The sequence below is a fragment of the Flavobacterium sp. W22_SRS_FK3 genome (assembly GCF_052113665.1).
Taxonomy (GTDB): domain Bacteria; phylum Bacteroidota; class Bacteroidia; order Flavobacteriales; family Flavobacteriaceae; genus Flavobacterium.
This window is the reverse complement of record NZ_JBGQOF010000008.1, coordinates 79,271-97,406: the sequence shown is the minus strand read 5'-3', so window position 1 is coordinate 97,406 and position 18,136 is coordinate 79,271. Positions and strand designations below refer to the sequence as shown.

Below are 18,136 nucleotides of genomic sequence, written 5' to 3'. Positions count from 1 at the left end.
TTCAATTTTTTTAATAAAATTTCAAGAAAAAGAAGCTTTTGTAAATTAACATGGTTGATAATTTAGAATAAAATAAAATATATGGCTGAACATTTGGTAAGAGTAGTTGTTCCTGTTTATAGAGAATTTTTTGGCGAACTTGAAGAGAAGTCATTTTTACAATGTTGTAAGGTTTTAAAAGATTATGAAATTGTAATTTTACATCCAGAAGGATTAAATTACTCCTATTTATCTCAAATAAATCTAAAAATTACTCCAGAAAGCTTTCCTAAATACTATTTTGAATCTATTGACGGTTATAATAAATTGCTCTTGAGTTCTGAATTTTACGAAAGATTTTCAGATAGTGAGTACATTTTAATTTATCAATTGGATGCTTTTGTGTTTAAAGATGTATTAAAAGAATGGTGTACAAAAGGTTATGATTATGTAGGTGCGCCGTGGATTGCAACTCGACATAATAAGGTTGTAAATAAAATCCTTGCTCTTTTTGATTCTAAAAAGAAAAAGGAACGCAAACAAATTTTTTATAAAGTAGGAAATGGCGGTTTTTCATTACGAAGGGTAAGTTCACATTATAAAATTGCAAAAAAGCATGAAATTTTTATTGATGATTTTTTAAGAGCAGAAAAAAAGGCAATTTATGCAATTGAGGATGTATTTTGGTCGTTAAAAGCACCTGAGTTTTGTAAAGATTTTAAAATTCCAGGATATAAAGAAGCTTTACATTTTGCAATAGACCGTAAACCAAAAATCGCCCTCAAAATAATAAATAATCAAATTCCGTTTGGATGCCATGGAATAAATAAACCAAAAGTGATTGATTTTTGGAAACCATTGTTGGAAAAATATTAATTAAGTTAAAAATTAATTTTATTCCATTTTTCTATATTTAAGCCATAAAAACAAATATTTTTTAAAGATTGAAAAGGCATGTATGTAAGACATAATAAATCCTTCTTTCCCGTTAAGAATTTGAAGCTTGAAAAAATAATTTTTCACAAAATTTCCAAAAGGAATTGCGATAAAATGAAAGTAATTGGGTCTTATTTTCTTTTCGTACAATAGGTTAGCCAGCTGTTTAGCTTCTAATGTTAATTGCGAATTGTACTCATCAAAATTGATACCTTTTTTTGAAAAAAAATTATTTTCCTGCATAAAGAAGTTTATGAACTGCAAATGTAATAATTTTACATTTAAATGCAATTTAAAGACATGACACGTTTACCTATACTGATGTACCATAATGTTTCTGATGATAAAAATAGTATTGGTCTTACTATTTTTAATAAGAATTTAGAAGACCAATTTTTTTATTTGAAAGAGAAAGGATATACTACATACCATTTTTCTGAATTGGAAAATAAGGATTCAATAAATTCAAAAAGCATTATAATTACTTTTGATGATGTAACTGTAAATCAGATGCTTTATGCTGTTCCTCTACTTGAAAAGTATGACTTGAAAGCTACTTTTTTTATTCCGTTTGAATACATTGGAAATGTAGATTCATGGAATTTAGGTAAAGAAAAAATCATGTCAATAGAGCAATTGAAGCAATTGGATAATAGAGTAGAGTTAGGACTGCATTCATTTGCACATAAAAGGTACACATCTTTAAATGAAGCTGAAATCAATATAGATTTTTCGCGATGTTTTGAAATTGTAGAACAAAACGGTCTAAAAGTCTACAATGCTTTGGCTTATCCTTACGGAAATTACCCTAAAAAAGAACCCAATAAATCTATATTTACTAAAGCTTTACAACAAAATAACGTAAAAGTAGGATTGAGAATTGGGAATAGAATAAATAAATTTCCTTTTAAGAATCCGTATGAAATTATGCGAATCGACATAAAAGGAGAAGATAATATGCTGAAGTTTAAATTGAAATTACGTTTTGGGAAATTAAAATTATTTTAGACCTTTCTCAATTAAAATAATCTTCGCATATCTTGAAAAAACACCATAAGCATTAACACTGGCTAATGCTAAACCTGGAATACCATCCATAAAACCTCTTTTCAAGATATAAGAAGAAAAAAAACGATAAAATGGTTTGAATATTAATTGAAAATAGCCAGCTTTTTTTCCTTTTTTTACAGCAGTATTGGCCTGAAACCAGGCATATGAATCTTTTTTTTGCAACAGATGGGCAAGTCCTTTGTATGTGTAATGAATCATGAAATTTTTCAAAGTACCTGCAGTTCCCTTAAACAAGAGTTTTTCATGAACATCACCTGAAAAAGAGATGGAATCATTTTTTACCAGACGAACCACTTTGTCTACTTTATGGTATAGAAAACGATTCATATAAAAATGAGGAAATTGAAGTTTGTATCCTTGATGTTTTCCATTCTCAATGACCGATAAAATTTCAATTTTCAGTTTTTGAGAAACCCGCTCATCAGCATCAATAAACAACACCCAATCTCCTGTAGCTTCAGCAATTGCATAGTTTTTTTGGCTCGAAAAATTATCGAATTTCCTGTCTAGAACTTTACATCCCAGTTTTATTGCTTTTTCTTTCGTACCGTCTGAACTAAAAGAATCAATAACAATAATTTCATCAGCAAATTCAATTGATTTGATGGCATCTTCTATATAATCAATCTCGTTGTAGGTAGGAATTATTACGGTTAATTTGCTCATTTTTTTATTTTATGAAAAACAAAATTAACAATTTTGGGTTATCTTTGCAGTATTATGCAAAAGAATATTTCCGTTATAATTAGCACCTATAATTCTGTTGAATGGCTTAAAAAAGTCATTTGGGGTTACAATACACAAACGTATCGCAACTTCGAAATGGTTATTGCTGATGATGGTTCACGGCAGGAAACTTTCGACTTGATTGAAGAATTGAAAAAGGAAGTTTTTTATCCAATTATTCATGTTTGGCATGAAGACAATGGTTTTCAGAAATCACAAATTTTAAATAAAGCGATACTCGCCTGCACGACTGATTATATCATGATGTCGGATGGTGATTGTATTCCGCGTACAGACTTTGTTGAACAGCATATCAAGTTTCGGGAAGAAGGTTATTTCCTTTCGGGCGGATATCATAAATTACCTTTGGAATTATCTCAAAATATCACCAAAGATGATATTTATTCAGGAAAATCTTTTGATGTTTCCTGGCTAAAGAAAAACGGAATGAAATCCTCTTTCAAAAATAATAAAGTAAGCGCAACAGGTTTAAAAAGTTCAATTTTAAACTTTTTGACACCTACAACTCCAAGTTGGAATGGTCATAATGCTTCCGGCTGGAAAGCAGATATTCTGGCTATTAATGGTTTTGACCAGCGCATGCAGTATGGAGGCCAGGACAGGGAACTAGGAGAACGATTGGTTAATTACGGTATAAAACCCAAACAAATACGATACAGCACAACTTGCCTGCATCTTGATCATCCTCGTGGTTATGCTACTCCGGAATCAATCAACAAGAATAGAAACATACGAAAAGAAACGAAAGTTAAAAAGAAAAAATGGACTGATTTTGGAATAGTAAATAAAAAAGCAACCGTTTAAAGGTTGCTTTTTTATTATAAATTGTTTTTCAAAAAGTTACCCAATTCAGGAAGTATCATTTCAGGAGTTAGCTGCTTGTATAGTTCATCGGGATTTTTCTCTATTTTTTTGCGTTCCTCAAAAGTAAAACTATCAAATAAATTAGGTTTCATTTCCAGTAAATGTACAGAGTGGTGAAATTTTCCATCTTCAAAACTTGCCCAGTGATCTTTGTTTACATAAGGAGAAAAAATTGTAAAAGTAGGTTTGTTTAAAGCTTTTGCTATGTGTACCGTTCCACCTTCATTAGAAACCAAAAGTGCACATTGGTTCATTAATTTGATAAAATCACGGATGTTTTTGGCATAAATATCTACAATGATATTGAATTTATTTTGGCACATTTCATAGATTTTTTGTGCTTGCTCCTTTTGATGCGGTGCATAATTAAAAAGAATATTCACATCATATTTTGAAGTAATAAAATCTACCATTTCGGCTACATATTCATACGGCATCGATTTTTGCGGAGTGCTTCCTAAAATACCTAAAACAATAACTTTCTTGTCAGCATATTTGCTTAGCCAATCTTGTTCTTTTTCTTCTTCGGTTAAAAATATTTTCGGTTCGTAATTAATAGGTTCAAAATTACCTGCCTGGCTTAATAAATGAATTCTATCCTCAATTGCTTTTCCGCAAATTTTGGTTTTTTCTTTAGAAATGGTCACAGGATGCGTGTAATATCCCCAATTGCCAATTTTTTTTCGGCTTTTATGGCCAATGGTTTGTTTAGCTTTTGAGAGCTTACAAATAAGTTTACTTTGTGTTTTTGAATAAGGGTCAAAAATTATATCGTATTTTTCTTTTCTGATCTTACGAATTAGTTGAAACAAAACAGGGAGTTTTTTTAATTCCTTATCATTGATAGAAATGATTTTATCAATATTTGGATTATTCAAAATTACTCCATGAGTAAAATCGTAAGCCATAAAATGAACTTCACTATCCGGATATTTTGCTTTAAAATTATTAGCAATCACGGAACTGATTAAAACATCGCCAATACGCTTATTTTGTATGATTAGAACTTTCTTCATAAAACTATTTCTTGCCGCAAAGTACTATTTTTTATACTTTTAAACCAAAATAAATTCAGACATCGTGAAAATTATCGTTCATCCAAAATATAAAAATCAAGAAAATTCTATTCCTCAACTGGTTACCGGTTTTTTAACTGATGGAGACTTGATTGTTAAGGGTGCCCGAAATATTATAAAATCTAACTTTCTTGGGGATGAAAAAGTAAATATTAAATTTTTTCAAAAGCCGGGATGGTTTAAATCAATTATTTACTCTTTTTTTAGAAGCACGAAAGCCAAACGTTCTTTTGATTATGCTAAATATTTGATTAAACATGCTATTTTGACTCCTTTTCCAATTGCATATATTGAAAATAGAACTAGTTTTGGACTTTTGAAAGACAGCTATTATATCTCACAGCAAGTAGATTATGATTTTACAATTCGGGAACTAATTCATGATCCGTTATTTTTAGAGCGTAATATAATTCTAGAACAATTTGCAGAATTTACTTTCAAAATGCACGAAGCAAAAGTTAACTTTTTAGACCATTCCCCTGGAAATACTTTGGTTGTAAAAAAAGATTCTGGTAAATATGAATTCTATCTCATAGATCTAAACCGAATGAATTTCCAAAATTTATCTATCGAGAAACGAATGGATAATTTTAAGAAAATGTGGTTATCTAAAACGATGGTAAAAGTAATAGCGAAGGCATATGCCAAATTAAGCAATGAATCTGAAGAAAAATTACATGCCATCCTTTTGGAAAAAACTACTCAATTCAAAAGAAAAACTACTAAGAAGAAATATTTGAAAAGAAAAATAGGCAGGAAATAAACACCAATCATATGGATCTTGAAATAAAAAATTCCAAACTCCAAATTGATAGTTTGGAATTTGGAATTTAAAATATTGGAATTTAAATTAAACTGCTACATCATATTCTCTCAATGCATTATTTAATGAAGTTTTCAAATCTGTTGATGGTTTACGTGTACCGATAATCAAAGCACATGGAACCTGAAACTCACCTGCAGCGAATTTTTTAGTATAACTTCCAGGAATTACTACTGAACGTGCAGGAACAAATCCTTTCATTTCAACAGGCTCATCACCAGTAACGTCAATAATTTTAGTAGAAGCGGTCAAACATACATTTGCTCCCAAAACAGCTTCTTTTCCTACGTGAACACCTTCTACCACAATACAGCGTGAACCTACAAAAACACCATCTTCAATGATAACAGGAGCAGCTTGCAATGGCTCTAAAACGCCACCAATACCAACACCGCCACTTAAGTGAACGTCTTTTCCAATTTGAGCACAACTACCTACAGTCGCCCAGGTATCAACCATTGTTCCGGCATCAACATAAGCACCAATGTTTACGTAACTTGGCATCATGATAACACCGCTTGAAATATAAGAACCATAGCGGGCAGATGCTCCGGGAACTACACGAACTCCTTTTTCAGCATAATCTCTTTTCAATAACATTTTGTCGTTGTATTCGAAAATTCCTGCTTCTAATGTTTCCATTTTTTGAATTGGGAAGTACATCACAACAGCTTTTTTTACCCATTCGTTAACCTGCCATCCATCACCTTTTGGTTCAGCAACGCGAAGTTTTCCAGAATCTAATAATTCGATAACTTCTCTGATCGCATTAGTAGTCGCTTCTTCCTGTAATAAAGCTCTGTTTTCCCAAGCTTTTTCAATTATAGTCTGTAAAGAATTCATAAGTTTAATTTTTGGCAAAGATATGGTATTTGTATAAAATCAAAAAAGTAAATCAGTTTGAAAATGTTACAAATTTAACTTTTTGTGTTTAATTTGGAAATTCTCTCAGGTGTAGAATGGCTCTAAAAATGTTCTTTATTTAATGTTATCACATGATAAAAATCAGATTTGGTAATTTTTGTTCTGATTAGTTTTGCATCATAATTCCTCACATAGTTAAGAATTAAAGATAATTTTAAATAAACTAATAAGCCATTATGAATCAGGAAAACCAGCTTCAAGCCCGAATAGCAGTTATTGACAAAGAAGTCACATGGGACAAAACACAAGTAATCATGAGCAAAACAAATGCTTTTGGTATTATAGAATATGCCAATGAAGTTTTTGTAGATGTTTCTGGTTACGAGGATTATGAATTAATGGGACAGCCACATAATATTATTCGCCATCCGGATATGCCTAAAGTTATTTTTAAAGTGCTTTGGGAAAACCTGAAACAAGGAAAAAACTTTCATGCTATTGTAAAAAACTTAGCTAAATCCGGAAGATATTATTGGGTGATTACTGATTTTGAAATTGCAAAAGATGAAAAAGGAGTGATCGTAAATTATTTTGCAAGACGACAATCTGTACCTCAGGAAGTTATTTCACTACATATTGAACCTCTTTATAAAAAGCTACAGCAAATCGAAACAGCCAGTGGAGTTGAGTTTAGCGAAAAATATTTGATTGGTTTTCTCGAAGAAAAAAAGAGAACGTACATTGAATATATTAAAGAGTTGATTTATGAGCATGAAAAAGCGCAGTCAAAATTTTCTAATTACGAAATGAAGGCAGAAGATGAAGAAGAGGAGAGAGGTTTTTTTAGCAGATTATTTGGCAGATAAACATATTAATAATAATTTTTAGTTGTTTTTAAATTAGGTTAAAATCCGTTCTGAGTTTTTTCAGGACGGATTTTTTTGCTCTTATGCGTTTGCTAAAAGATGATTAACATATAAATGGTGTACATTTATAATATCATTATAAAAATGAAATTAATGAAAGATAACTTTTCAAAACAGGCGGCTGATTATTCTAAATTTCGTCCACAATATCCTGAGGAAATGATAGAATACATAATTTCATTTGTCAATAAAAAAGCGGTAGCACTTGATCTTGCCACCGGAAACGGCCAGGTGGCACATAAACTTTCTACTCATTTCGAAAAGGTATTTGCTACTGATATAAGTCAAAAACAACTGGACAATGCGATTCAGGCTTATAATATAATGTATAGTAAAGAATCTGCCGAAAAAACTTCCTTCGAAAATCAGAAATTTGATTTAATCGTAGTAGCACAGGCTCTACATTGGTTTGGTTTTGAAGAGTTTTATAAGGAAATCTACCGAATATTAAAACCGGAAGGTGTTTTTGCAGTAATGGGTTATGGATTGTTTTCGACGAATCCAGATTCAGATAAGATTTTGAGATATTTTTATTATGATATCGTGGGATCTTATTGGGATTCGGAAAGAAAATATCTGGATAAAAATTATGAGACAATTCCGTTTCCATTTGAAGAAATTCCAGTACAGGAATTTCAAAATCAATTTACCTGGACTTTTGAAGCATTAATAGGATATCTTCAAACTTGGTCTTCGGTGCAGCATTATATTTCAAAAAACAATCAAAATCCGATAAATTTGATTTACGATGATTTGAAGGCTACGTGGCAGAGGAATGATCACAAAGTTACATTTCCATTGTTGCTGAGAATCGGAAAATTAAAATAGTTATCTTTGATAAAAATTACAAAATGCCAAGAATTCTCTCTATAGACTACGGACAAAAACGCACCGGAATTGCTGTGACCGACGAAATGCAGATTATAGCTTCAGGATTAACTACTATCCCAACTAATACTGTTATTGATTTTCTGAAAGACTATTTTGCTAAAGAAAAAGTGGAAGCAGTTTTAATTGGCGAGCCAAAACAAATGAATGGTCAACCTTCAGAAAGTGCTTCTATTGTAAAAGGTTTTGTAACACATTTTTCGAATATTTTTCCGGATATGAAAGTGGTTCGTGTAGATGAGCGTTTTACTTCAAAAATGGCTTTTCAAACCATGATCGATAGCGGACTAAGCAAAAAGCAGCGTCAGAACAAAGGACTGATTGATGAAATTTCCGCAACGATTATGCTTCAGGACTATCTTTCTTCTAATCGTTTTTAACTTTTAGGCCTATAAATTTCACTTTATTTAGAAAAAAATATGATTTTCTAACTTTTATCATGCGAAAAATAGTTTTTTTTTGAAATTATAAAAAGTACCTTTGCATTTTAAAATAAAATAGTGTTATGTCTGACAATACAATACGTTCTAAGAGTGAAGTAGTGCTTATTGGAGCTGGAATTATGAGTGCTACTCTTGGGGTAATTTTGAAAGAATTACAACCAGATATCAAGATAGAAATTTACGAAAGATTAGATGTTGCTGCAGCCGAAAGCTCTGATGCATGGAATAATGCAGGAACCGGACATTCTGCTTTTTGTGAATTAAATTATACCCCTGAAAAGGCTGATGGCTCAGTAGATCCTAAAAAAGCCATTAGTATTGCCGAGTCTTTTGAGATTTCACGTCAGTTTTGGTCTTATTTGGTACAGCAAAATAAGGTTCCTTCACCTGAAAATTTTATTAAAAGTGTGCCTCACATGAGTTTTGTATGGGGAGAAAAAAATGTTCAATACCTTAAAACACGTTTTGAGGCTTTACAAAAAAATCCGTTATTTGCTGAAATGCTTTTTAGTACTGATTTTGAGCAATTAAAACAATGGATGCCACTTGTAATGGAAGGAAGACAGCCTGACGAAAAACTGGCAGCAACTAGTATGGCAATAGGTACCGATGTGAATTTTGGTGCTTTGACCAGAAGTATGTTTAATTATTTAGAAAAATTAGATGGTGTGTCTTTGTATTTTAATCATGAGGTCAAAAAATTAAGACAAAATGATGATAAAACTTGGAGAATTAAAATAACGGATATTGCAACAGGACAAAAACGTAAGGCATATACCAAATTTGTATTTATTGGTGCCGGAGGAGGTTCATTACCATTATTGGAAAAAGCAAATGTACCGGAAGGAAATGGCTATGGAGGTTTTCCGGTAAGTGGTCAATGGTTAAAATGTACGAACCCTGATGTTATCGCTAAACATCAGGCAAAAGTATATGGAAAAGCAAGTGTTGGAGCTCCTCCAATGTCGGTTCCACATATTGATACTCGTGTAATCGATGGGGAAAAAGCTTTGCTTTTTGGACCTTTTGCAGGATTTTCAACTCGTTTCTTAAAAAACGGATCTTATTTAGATTTGCCTTTATCCATAAAAGCAAACAACTTAATACCAATGTTATCAGCGGGATTTCATAATATTCCTTTGACTAAATATTTAATTGAGCAGGTACGTCAGTCTCCAAAAGACAGAATTAAAGCTCTGCGTGAATATTTGCCAACAGCACGATCTAAGGATTGGGTTTTGGAGAAAGCTGGTCAGCGTGTTCAGGTTATCAAAAAAGATGAAAAAGAAGGTGGAGTTTTAGAATTTGGAACAGAAGTAATCAATACACATGACGGAACTTTAGCAGTTTTGTTAGGAGCGTCTCCAGGAGCTTCTACGGCAGTTTCAATTATGGTTGATTTGATTGGCAGATGTTTTTCAGATAAAATTAAAACACCGGAGTGGGAAGCAAAATTAAAAAATATGATTCCTTCTTACGGACAAACTTTAAACGATAAACCTGAGCTTTTAACAGAAATTAGAAAACAAACTTCTGAAGTTTTAAAATTAAAATAAGTAATTTTTTCAATTTACTTTATATAAAGCAACAAATCCAGATGAATTAATCTGGATTTGTTGCTTTAAAGTCTTTCGTGATTTTTAATATTTTTTCAGCCAAGTTACTCATCCAGATCAGTTGCTCAATTACCATTTGAGCTTCTTGCATTTGAGCTTGTCTTGTTTCTTTATCCAGGTATTTATCTGTCGCTAAACGAGTCAAGTTGTTGCGTTTCATTTCTTCAAATTGTAAAGTCACATCTTCCTTACCAAAAAAAGTATCGGTTAGGAGGGTTTCATTTTTTAAAGTCGAAATAGAATGATCTAAATTTAATAAAATGGTTTTAATGATGTAATTGAATGATTCTGAAGCTGATGTGGTTTGGTGTGATTGAATATAGGTTGATAAGGAAGCTAAAGCCGAAAGTAGAGAGTGATTTAAAACCACTAATTTATTGACCAACGGAAGCGTTTTTTGCTTTGATTTTGGCTCCTGCATCATACGCTGAAAAGACGTCATTAAGTTCCCAATTTCTATAAAAACATTTTTTCTGGCTAATCTGTAAGAAGTAGGTATTTCTCCTTTTTTATTATAAAAATCCGCAATTTCTTTAAGATAAACCCGATTGGCGCGAATTGAATTTTCAATATGTATTGGTGTATTAATAAATTCCCATGCCGGCCATAAAAACTGATTGGCAAGAAAAGCTAAAATGGCTCCGGCTAATGAATCTAAAATCCTGAACTGAATTACTTCAACAACATCCGGGACTAAAATCCCGTAAATAAAAACGACATACATCGTCACGAAGGTAGCACTGATCTTGTAATTGATCTGTGTGAAAGAAATTCCAAGAAGCATACAAATAATTGAAAAAATACTCAAAGCTACATGGTTTTGTACAACTGAAACAATTCCAAATGCAAGTAATCCCCCTAAGATAGTACCGAAAATACGATTATAGGAACGCTCTTTGGTTAAACCATAACCAGGTCGCATGATTACTATGATGGTCAATAAAATCCAATATACATTCTGAAACGGCAAAAATTTCCCAATAATAAAACCTATCAGAATAGTAATGGTTAATCGAACTGAATGTCTGAAAATTGATGAGGAGAAACTCAAATTTTCAGTCAATGTACGCAAGGGATAATATTGTGGAGTCAAAAATTTTTCGAGCTCTTTATCTTTATCTTTTAATTTATAAGACTGCATGGCAAGAGAAAGTGCGCGCTGAATAATTTTTATCTTTCCAACCTGATTTTTAGCATATTTCAACATGTTGGTAAGCATCAGGACTCCTTCACCGGCTTCTTCTTTACCTAATGTTTTTTCGTAGTCAAATATGGCAAATTCAAGGGCATCAAGTTCATTTTTCAAATCTTGTTTGTCAACATACAAGGCTATATGATGAACATTTTTTGAAATTTTTTTTAAAGTTGAGGCGAGTTTATAAGCTACATTTTGATAAGTTCGTAAAACATTTGGATGTTTATTGAATTTTTCATGAATTTTGCTGTGATCAAAAGAAGTGTATAAAGCCAATTCCTGTATTTCAACCAAAGTAATAAAAACAAGTAACATCTTTCGGTTTTGACTTGTAGTCGCAGAGCTGCTTTGGTTTCCAATAAGTACCTTTCGCAAATCTTCATGAATTTCATTTAGTTTTACCTGTATACCCAATTGTTTTTCAATGATTGTTTTTCTGTTCGCTTCAGGACTCCATAAATCGCCTCTTAGCTTTAAGTATTTTGCAGTTAATTTAATTGCTTCTGCAATTTCAAGTTCAATATATTTATAAGGTTGTACAAAATGAAAAATAAGAGAAACAATTAAATACAAAATTCCTCCAATAAAGATATAACCTGAGTATTCAAAAGCTTCCCATCCTTCATGTAAATGTCCAAATGATAAAGAAATAGAAATTAACGCTGAAAAGGAAACTAAAGTTGCCCGTTGTCCATAAACAGATATCATGGAACATAAAAAAAGCAAAAATCCCAGAAAAGGATAAAATAGATAAGGATAAGGATACACAAAATTAATTAATAAATTAACCCCGGAGACAATTAAAGAAGCGACAATCAGTCCTTTTATTTTATGCGTCAAGGTACTTGGTATATCACTCGGATAGGTAAAAAAAGCACCCAAAGCAATGGTGAATCCAATTTCAAAAGATCCTAAAAAATTCAAAATTAAAACAGGTACTACTGAAGCAATGGTTACTTTTGTGGCGTTTAAAAAAGAAGTACTGTTGGTGAATTTTGCAATACGTTCAAGCATATAAATTGGTTTACAGACAAAGGTAAGAATTGTACGAATTAATTTGGCACAATTATAGTTTTGATTTTAACAGTAATTGAAAAATGGCATTTAATATATTATTTTAAAATGTTCATTCACTTTTTTTACTATTTTTGCCTACTGAATTCATTGATTAAATCAACGTTTTCAGTAAATAAAATAAAACAATATAGATGATTTTACCAATTGTAGGATATGGGGATCCTGTTTTAAGAAAAGTTGGTGAGGTAATTATGCCGGATTATCCAAACTTAAAAGATACTATTGCAAATATGTATGAGACTATGTACAATGCTTACGGTGTAGGACTTGCTGCACCGCAGGTAGGTATAGCAATTCGTTTATTTGTAATTGATACAACTCCTTTTAGTGATGATGAAGATTTACTAGAGGAGGAACAAAAGGATTTAAAAGGTTTTAAAAAGACATTTATTAATGCTAAAATTATTCAGGAAGAAGGAGAAGAATGGAGCTTTAATGAAGGCTGCCTAAGTATTCCTGACGTTCGAGAAGATGTATATAGAAAACCAACCGTAACAATTGAATATTGTGAAGAAGATTTTGTTATGAAAACAGAAGTTTTCGATGGTTTGATTGCAAGGGTTATTCAGCATGAGTATGACCACATTGAAGGGATTTTATTTACAGATAAAATATCATCTCTAAAAAAACGTTTAATTCAGAAGAAATTAAAAAACATTACCGAAGGTAAAACTTTTCAGGAATACAGAATGAAATTTGCATCCGCTAAAAAAGGAAGATAATATAATACAGCAAATTCTTAATACTAATTTAATAAACATGAATTTAGAGAAAATTTTAGCCATTTCTGGGAAACCGGGTTTATACGTATTGAAAGTACAAACTCGTACAGGCTTTGTGGCAGAATCATTATTAGACGGAAAAAAAATTACTGTAAACTTAAAAAGCAACGTAAGTTTATTGTCTGAAATTTCAATTTATACTTACGAAGGCGAGAAACCTTTGACAGAAGTAATGCAGCGTATTGCGGTTAAAGAAAGCAAAGGTCAGGCAATTTCACATAAAGAAGATAATGCAAAATTAACAGCTTATTTCAAAGAAATTTTGCCTGAATATGATGAAGATAGAGTGTATCCATCTGATATTAAAAAAATATTAAACTGGTATAATATGCTTCAGGCAAAAGGTTTAGTAACTGATGAAGCTCCTGCAGCCACTTCAACATCTGAAGATATTGCTGTAGAAGAGCCTGCAAAAAAAGCACCTGCTAAAAAAACAAAAGCTAAAAAAGAAGAATAGGAGTCTTTACATTCAAATATATTAATCCTGTTAAGATGTTTTCTTGACAGGATTTTTTACTTTTACACTATTGGGTTTTAGAAAAAAATAATAATAATATGAGCAAGGAACTTCAGCTTAAAGCTTTCGAAAGGTTGTTAATTATAATGGATGAACTGCGTGAACAATGTCCTTGGGATAAAAAGCAAACTTTACAGACATTGAGACATTTAACCATAGAAGAAACTTATGAATTGGGAGATGCTATTCTGGATAATGATCTGAATGAAGTTAAAAAAGAACTTGGAGACTTGCTTTTGCATATTATTTTTTATGCCAAAATAGGTTCTGAAACAAATGATTTTGACATCGCTGATGTATGTAATGAAATTTGTGAAAAACTGATACATCGTCATCCTCATATTTACAGCGATACTGTGGTTAAAGATGAAGAAGAAGTAAAACAAAATTGGGAAAAGCTAAAACTCAAAGAGGGTAAAAAATCAGTTCTAGAAGGGGTTCCCCGAAGTTTACCCGCCTTGGTAAAGGCTAGCAGAATCCAGGACAAAGTAAAAGGCGTTGGCTTTGATTGGGAAGAACCACATCAGGTTTGGGATAAAGTTAAGGAAGAACTGGAAGAACTGCAAGTTGAGGTTAAATCCGGAGATCAGGATAAAATTGAAGCCGAATTTGGAGATGTTTTATTCTCGATGATAAATTATGCAAGATTTTTAAATGTAAATCCCGAAGATGCTTTAGAACGAACCAATAAAAAATTTATAAAGCGTTTTCAGTATTTAGAAAGCAAAGCTGGAGAATTAGGAAAACCTTTGATGGATATGACCTTGGCAGAAATGGATGTATTTTGGAATGAAGCGAAAAAGCTATAATTGTTCAGCCAGTTTTTTTAAGGCTTTTACATTTTTGAGAACAATTTTTTTACCAACCAATTCTATTAATTCCAATTTATTAAAATCAGAAAGTAAGCGGATACAGCTTTCGGTAGCCGTACCGATCATACCGGCTAATTCTTCTCGTGTAAGCTGAACTTGCAAAGTCTTATCTGTGTTTTCACCAAAAGCATCGTGTAAATGCAGTAAGGTTTCGGCTAAACGTTGTTTTACTGTTTTTTGTACCAGTGCAATTTTATCATTTTCAGATTCTTTCAAATCTTCACAAACAGATTGCATCAGATTTAACGAAAATTGGTTGTTGTTATTAAAGAAATGAATAATTTCTGATTTAGGAATAAAACAAACTTCCATATCTGCTACAGCTTTAGCCGATAAATTGGCCGGCTCGTTGCTGATCATCGAGCGCTGCCCTAAAAGTTCTCCAGATTTTACGAGTTTTATGATCTGGTCTTTTCCGTTGGCACTTAGTTTAGAAAGTTTACCAATACCGTCTTTTACACAGAAAACACCATTGGTTACTTCTCCTTCTTCAAAGATAGCTTCTCCTTTTTTTATTTTGTGGGTCGTTTTACTATTAGCCAATTGTATGACTTCTTCTTTATTAAGCGCTTTAAGGGAACTAAGCTGCCTTACAATACATTGGTCACATTTGTTCATAGTAAAATTTATTTACTGCAAAATTAACAATAATTCGACTTGATACCTTCAATGCGATCTGAAAAGTTATAGAAAATAATCTTTCTGAATAGTAAATCTCATTAATTTTTTTGGCTCACTTATGATAAATATCATATTTATAACCTTTTGCTATTATAACCTTTGCATAGTAAAAAAAGAAAAGTTATGATTGGGCAAAGTTGTTTTCACTGTGGATTGACCATTCCTGAAAATAAAATAATTCATTTTGATCAAAAAGATTTTTGCTGCAAGGGCTGTAAAACGGTTTATGAAATTTTCAGTCTTCACAATTTAACTTCTTACTATGATTTTGAAAAATCTCCGGGAGCAAGTGCACAAGATATTCAGGGTAAATATGATTTTTTAGATAATGAATCGATTATTTCAAAATTACTGGAGTTTCAGGAAGGAAACAAGGCTATTGTTTCCTTAAATATTCCGAATGTTCATTGCAGTTCCTGCATTTGGATTTTAGAAAACCTCAATAAAATAGAAACTGGAATAAGTACATCAGAAGTTAATTTTCATGAAAAGAAAGTACGAATCACATTCGATTCAAATATAATTTCACTTAAGGATGTGGTTTATTTATTGGGCTCTATCGGTTACGAACCTTACATTAGTTTGGAAAACTATGAAACTGGAAAGACAAATGTTGACAGAAGCCTGACTTATAAATTAGGTGTTGCTTTTTTTTGTTTTGGAAATATCATGTTGCTTTCATTTCCGGAATATTTCGAAATAAGGGAGTTCTGGCTGGACAATTATAAACCTTTTTTCAGGTTTTTGATTTTTATTCTGGCATTGCCCAGTTTTCTCTATTCAGCAAGTGGGTATTATATTTCTGCTTATCATAGCATTAAAACCAGAATGTTAAACATTGATATTCCGATTGCATTAGGTATTATCGTCATGTTTATTCGAAGTACATATGATATGCTAATGGATAACGGACCAGGCTTTTTTGATAGTTTGGCGAGTCTGGTTTTCTTTATGCTTTTGGGAAAAATGTTCCAGACTAAAACCTATAGTTTTTTAAGTTTTGAACGCGATTTTAAATCCTATTTTCCTATTGCAGTAACCCGAATCAATTCAGATTCATCAGAAGAAAGCGTTCCGGTTTATGATATTGAAAAAGGAAACCGATTGTTGATTCGTAATCAGGAATTAATTCCTGTTGATGGTGTTTTAATTAGCGAAAAAGTCGAAATCGATTATAGTTTTGTTACCGGAGAAGCCGTTCCTATTACAAAAAAATCAGGCGATAAAGTTTTTGCCGGAGGAAAACAAATTGGAAAAGTAATAGAAATGGAAGTTTTGCATTCCGTTTCACAAAGTTATCTGACACAATTGTGGAGCAATGAAATTTTTCAGAAAAAAGTATTTCAAAAACACAAAACTATTACAGATGCCATCAGTCGGTATTTTACCCCAATTTTACTGCTGATAGCATTTGCCGGTTTTGGATATTGGATTTTTGTAGAAGCCAATACTGCCTTTACTGTTTTTACCGCTGTATTGATTGTGGCTTGTCCATGTGCGCTTGCCTTAACTGCACCATTTACCTTTGGCAACGTTCTCAGAATTATGGGTAAACAAAAAATGTATCTTAAAAATGCTTTAGTTATAGAACAATTAGCAAAAGTAGATACTATTGTTTTTGATAAAACAGGGACCATTACGACCAATAAAAAATCCAATATTATTTACCAGGGAAATCCACTTTCGGATGAAAATAATATTGTTATAAAAAATGTGCTTCGGGCTTCCAATCATCCTTTAAGCCGAATGTTGTATGATTTCTTACCTGAAATAAAAAAGATTAGAATTGATGATTTTCAGGAAATAACAGGCAAAGGAATTCAGGGCAGTTTTGATAATAAAGCGGTTCAAATAGGTTCGGCAACATTTGTTACTGCACCAGATTTAGAAACTGTAGAAACTGAAAAAACTGCACTTCACATTAAAATTGATGGAACATATTACGGCAGATTCATTTTTGAAAATCAATACCGAAAAGGCCTAGAAAAATTGTTTGTTGATTTAAGTCAAAATTATCAGATAAAAGTACTTTCCGGAGACAATGATGGCGAAAGACCCAATCTCGAAACCATTTTACCTAAAAATACACAACTCATTTTTAACCAAAAACCGGAGCAAAAACTCAACTATATCAAACAATTACAAGAAAAAGGATTGAATGTAATGATGGTTGGCGATGGATTAAACGATGCCGGAGCACTTGCACAAAGCAATATTGGAATTTCAATTTCAGAAAATGTCAATGTATTTTCTCCTGCCTGTGATGCTATTCTGGATGCCAGCGAATTCTCCCGTTTGGATTATTTTCTGAAATTATCTCAAAAATCCATTCGTATAATCAAGATGAGTTTTATGCTTTCATTGCTGTATAATGTTGTCGGTTTAGGTTTTGCCATAACAGGAAATTTATTGCCACTGGTAGCTGCAATTATTATGCCTTTGAGCACTATTACGATTGTCAGTTTTGTAACTCTGATGAGTAATTTTTATGCAAATCAAAAATAAATCAGGATGTCATCCTATTATGATAAATATCATATTTTAAGAATAAGTAAGAGACTAATTTTGCCTGTATAGATCAAGAATATGAGTGTCATTTACCTATTGATTTCAGTCAGTATCTTCGTTGCAATCGGATTTTTTATTGCTTTTATAATTGCAGTTAAATCGGGGCAGTATGACGATGATTACACCCCATCAGTCAGAATGCTTTTCGATGACGAAACGAAAATAAACTCCCAAAATAATCAAACAAAAACCGAAGAAAAACAAGTATAAT

At 31.9% G+C, this 18,136-nt stretch carries 18 protein-coding genes; 13 read left to right on the top strand and 5 right to left on the bottom strand.

Going from position 1 to position 18,136, the window contains the following annotated elements:
- Positions 1-81 precede the first annotated feature (81 nt).
- Together ACEN2I_RS09690 and ACEN2I_RS09685 are read left to right on the top strand one after the other, a co-directional pair.
- Positions 82-855, top strand: coding sequence for a DUF5672 family protein (locus ACEN2I_RS09690; RefSeq protein ID WP_441765901.1), 774 nt, complete (start codon positions 82-84; stop codon positions 853-855).
- 345 nt (positions 856-1,200) lie between these two features.
- Entirely contained in the window at positions 1,201-1,923 is a 723-nt protein-coding gene (locus ACEN2I_RS09685) for a polysaccharide deacetylase family protein (RefSeq protein ID WP_441765900.1), read from the top strand.
- Here the strand turns inward: ACEN2I_RS09685 and ACEN2I_RS09680 are convergent.
- Positions 1,915-2,652: a glycosyltransferase family 2 protein gene (locus ACEN2I_RS09680; RefSeq protein ID WP_441765899.1), complete on the bottom strand. Its 738-nt coding sequence runs from the start codon at positions 2,650-2,652 to the stop codon at positions 1,915-1,917. The genes ACEN2I_RS09685 and ACEN2I_RS09680 overlap by 9 nt on opposite strands.
- Before the next feature lie 54 nt (positions 2,653-2,706).
- On the opposite strand from ACEN2I_RS09680, the gene ACEN2I_RS09675 reads away from it, so the two are divergent.
- Positions 2,707-3,537 carry a glycosyltransferase family 2 protein gene (locus ACEN2I_RS09675; RefSeq protein ID WP_441765898.1) on the top strand — a complete coding sequence of 277 codons (831 nt, stop codon included), beginning with the start codon at positions 2,707-2,709 and terminating at the stop codon, positions 3,535-3,537.
- A 14-nt stretch (positions 3,538-3,551) separates the two neighbouring features.
- Here the strand turns inward: ACEN2I_RS09675 and ACEN2I_RS09670 are convergent, their stop codons facing one another.
- The gene (locus ACEN2I_RS09670) at positions 3,552-4,613 is read right to left on the bottom strand and encodes a glycosyltransferase family 9 protein (RefSeq protein WP_441765897.1); all 1,062 of its coding nucleotides are present in this window, start codon (positions 4,611-4,613) and stop codon (positions 3,552-3,554) included.
- 64 nt (positions 4,614-4,677) lie between these two features.
- On the opposite strand from ACEN2I_RS09670, the gene ACEN2I_RS09665 reads away from it, so the two are divergent.
- Positions 4,678-5,436: a lipopolysaccharide kinase InaA family protein gene (locus ACEN2I_RS09665; protein WP_441765896.1), complete on the top strand. Its 759-nt coding sequence runs from the start codon at positions 4,678-4,680 to the stop codon at positions 5,434-5,436.
- An 87-nt stretch (positions 5,437-5,523) separates the two neighbouring features.
- On the opposite strand, the gene ACEN2I_RS09660 is transcribed toward ACEN2I_RS09665, so the two are convergent.
- The gene (locus ACEN2I_RS09660; RefSeq protein WP_441765895.1) at positions 5,524-6,339 is read right to left on the bottom strand and encodes a 2,3,4,5-tetrahydropyridine-2,6-dicarboxylate N-succinyltransferase; all 816 of its coding nucleotides are present in this window, start codon (positions 6,337-6,339) and stop codon (positions 5,524-5,526) included.
- Positions 6,340-6,596: 257 nt separating this feature from the next.
- Between ACEN2I_RS09660 and ACEN2I_RS09655 the strand changes: the two genes are divergently transcribed.
- The 4 genes from ACEN2I_RS09655 to ACEN2I_RS09640 all read left to right on the top strand — a co-directional run bounded on the left by ACEN2I_RS09655 (position 6,597) and on the right by ACEN2I_RS09640 (position 10,173).
- Positions 6,597-7,226: a PAS domain-containing protein gene (locus ACEN2I_RS09655; protein ID WP_441765894.1), complete on the top strand. Its 630-nt coding sequence runs from the start codon at positions 6,597-6,599 to the stop codon at positions 7,224-7,226.
- Between the two features lie 153 nt (positions 7,227-7,379).
- A complete protein-coding gene (locus ACEN2I_RS09650; RefSeq protein WP_441765893.1) occupies positions 7,380-8,114 on the top strand; it encodes a class I SAM-dependent methyltransferase in 735 nt (244 codons plus the stop codon).
- A 23-nt stretch (positions 8,115-8,137) separates the two neighbouring features.
- Positions 8,138-8,554 carry a Holliday junction resolvase RuvX gene (gene ruvX, locus ACEN2I_RS09645; RefSeq protein ID WP_294923097.1) on the top strand — a complete coding sequence of 139 codons (417 nt, stop codon included), beginning with the start codon at positions 8,138-8,140 and terminating at the stop codon, positions 8,552-8,554.
- A 125-nt stretch (positions 8,555-8,679) separates the two neighbouring features.
- A complete protein-coding gene (locus tag ACEN2I_RS09640) occupies positions 8,680-10,173 on the top strand; it encodes a malate:quinone oxidoreductase (protein ID WP_441765892.1) in 1,494 nt (497 codons plus the stop codon).
- Positions 10,174-10,219: 46 nt separating this feature from the next.
- Here ACEN2I_RS09640 and ACEN2I_RS09635 read toward each other — a convergent pair whose 3' ends face one another.
- Positions 10,220-12,442, bottom strand: a complete 2,223-nt coding sequence (locus ACEN2I_RS09635; protein WP_441765891.1) for an FUSC family membrane protein — start codon at positions 12,440-12,442, stop codon at positions 10,220-10,222.
- Between the two features lie 194 nt (positions 12,443-12,636).
- On the opposite strand from ACEN2I_RS09635, the gene def reads away from it, so the two are divergent.
- The 3 genes from def to mazG all read left to right on the top strand — a co-directional run bounded on the left by def (position 12,637) and on the right by mazG (position 14,613).
- Entirely contained in the window at positions 12,637-13,227 is a 591-nt protein-coding gene (gene def / locus ACEN2I_RS09630; RefSeq protein WP_441765890.1) for a peptide deformylase, read from the top strand.
- A gap of 37 nt (positions 13,228-13,264) precedes the next feature.
- On the top strand, positions 13,265-13,744 hold the full coding sequence (locus ACEN2I_RS09625) for a DUF5606 family protein (protein WP_441765889.1): 480 nt from the start codon (positions 13,265-13,267) through the stop codon (positions 13,742-13,744).
- A gap of 98 nt (positions 13,745-13,842) precedes the next feature.
- Positions 13,843-14,613 carry a nucleoside triphosphate pyrophosphohydrolase gene (mazG, locus tag ACEN2I_RS09620; protein WP_441765888.1) on the top strand — a complete coding sequence of 257 codons (771 nt, stop codon included), beginning with the start codon at positions 13,843-13,845 and terminating at the stop codon, positions 14,611-14,613.
- Here the strand turns inward: mazG and ACEN2I_RS09615 are convergent.
- The gene (locus tag ACEN2I_RS09615; protein ID WP_441765887.1) at positions 14,608-15,294 is read right to left on the bottom strand and encodes a Crp/Fnr family transcriptional regulator; all 687 of its coding nucleotides are present in this window, start codon (positions 15,292-15,294) and stop codon (positions 14,608-14,610) included. The two genes, mazG and ACEN2I_RS09615, sit on opposite strands and share 6 nt — an antisense overlap.
- Positions 15,295-15,480: 186 nt before the next feature.
- Between ACEN2I_RS09615 and ACEN2I_RS09610 the strand changes: the two genes are divergently transcribed.
- Positions 15,481-17,862, top strand: a complete 2,382-nt coding sequence (locus ACEN2I_RS09610) for a heavy metal translocating P-type ATPase (RefSeq protein WP_441765886.1) — start codon at positions 15,481-15,483, stop codon at positions 17,860-17,862.
- 81 nt (positions 17,863-17,943) lie between these two features.
- Positions 17,944-18,135, top strand: coding sequence for a cbb3-type cytochrome oxidase assembly protein CcoS (gene ccoS / locus ACEN2I_RS09605; RefSeq protein WP_441765885.1), 192 nt, complete (start codon positions 17,944-17,946; stop codon positions 18,133-18,135).
- Position 18,136 lies beyond the last annotated feature (1 nt).

Excerpts from the sequence above, each read along its gene's own strand:
- ACEN2I_RS09690 (WP_441765901.1), top strand. The coding sequence starts at position 82 with ATGGCTGAACATTTGGTAAGAGTAGTTGTTCCTGTTTATAGAGAATTT.
- ACEN2I_RS09685 (WP_441765900.1), top strand. The coding sequence starts at position 1,201 with ATGCAATTTAAAGACATGACACGTTTACCTATACTGATGTACCATAAT.
- ACEN2I_RS09680 (WP_441765899.1), bottom strand. The coding sequence starts at position 2,652 with ATGAGCAAATTAACCGTAATAATTCCTACCTACAACGAGATTGATTAT.
- ACEN2I_RS09675 (WP_441765898.1), top strand. The coding sequence starts at position 2,707 with ATGCAAAAGAATATTTCCGTTATAATTAGCACCTATAATTCTGTTGAA.
- ACEN2I_RS09670 (WP_441765897.1), bottom strand. The coding sequence starts at position 4,613 with ATGAAGAAAGTTCTAATCATACAAAATAAGCGTATTGGCGATGTTTTA.
- ACEN2I_RS09660 (WP_441765895.1), bottom strand. The coding sequence starts at position 6,339 with ATGAATTCTTTACAGACTATAATTGAAAAAGCTTGGGAAAACAGAGCT.
- ACEN2I_RS09655 (WP_441765894.1), top strand. The coding sequence starts at position 6,597 with ATGAATCAGGAAAACCAGCTTCAAGCCCGAATAGCAGTTATTGACAAA.
- ACEN2I_RS09650 (WP_441765893.1), top strand. The coding sequence starts at position 7,380 with ATGAAAGATAACTTTTCAAAACAGGCGGCTGATTATTCTAAATTTCGT.
- ruvX (WP_294923097.1), top strand. The coding sequence starts at position 8,138 with ATGCCAAGAATTCTCTCTATAGACTACGGACAAAAACGCACCGGAATT.
- ACEN2I_RS09640 (WP_441765892.1), top strand. The coding sequence starts at position 8,680 with ATGTCTGACAATACAATACGTTCTAAGAGTGAAGTAGTGCTTATTGGA.
- ACEN2I_RS09635 (WP_441765891.1), bottom strand. The coding sequence starts at position 12,442 with ATGCTTGAACGTATTGCAAAATTCACCAACAGTACTTCTTTTTTAAAC.
- def (WP_441765890.1), top strand. The coding sequence starts at position 12,637 with ATGATTTTACCAATTGTAGGATATGGGGATCCTGTTTTAAGAAAAGTT.
- ACEN2I_RS09625 (WP_441765889.1), top strand. The coding sequence starts at position 13,265 with ATGAATTTAGAGAAAATTTTAGCCATTTCTGGGAAACCGGGTTTATAC.
- mazG (WP_441765888.1), top strand. The coding sequence starts at position 13,843 with ATGAGCAAGGAACTTCAGCTTAAAGCTTTCGAAAGGTTGTTAATTATA.
- ACEN2I_RS09615 (WP_441765887.1), bottom strand. The coding sequence starts at position 15,294 with ATGAACAAATGTGACCAATGTATTGTAAGGCAGCTTAGTTCCCTTAAA.
- ACEN2I_RS09610 (WP_441765886.1), top strand. The coding sequence starts at position 15,481 with ATGATTGGGCAAAGTTGTTTTCACTGTGGATTGACCATTCCTGAAAAT.
- ccoS (WP_441765885.1), top strand. The coding sequence starts at position 17,944 with ATGAGTGTCATTTACCTATTGATTTCAGTCAGTATCTTCGTTGCAATC.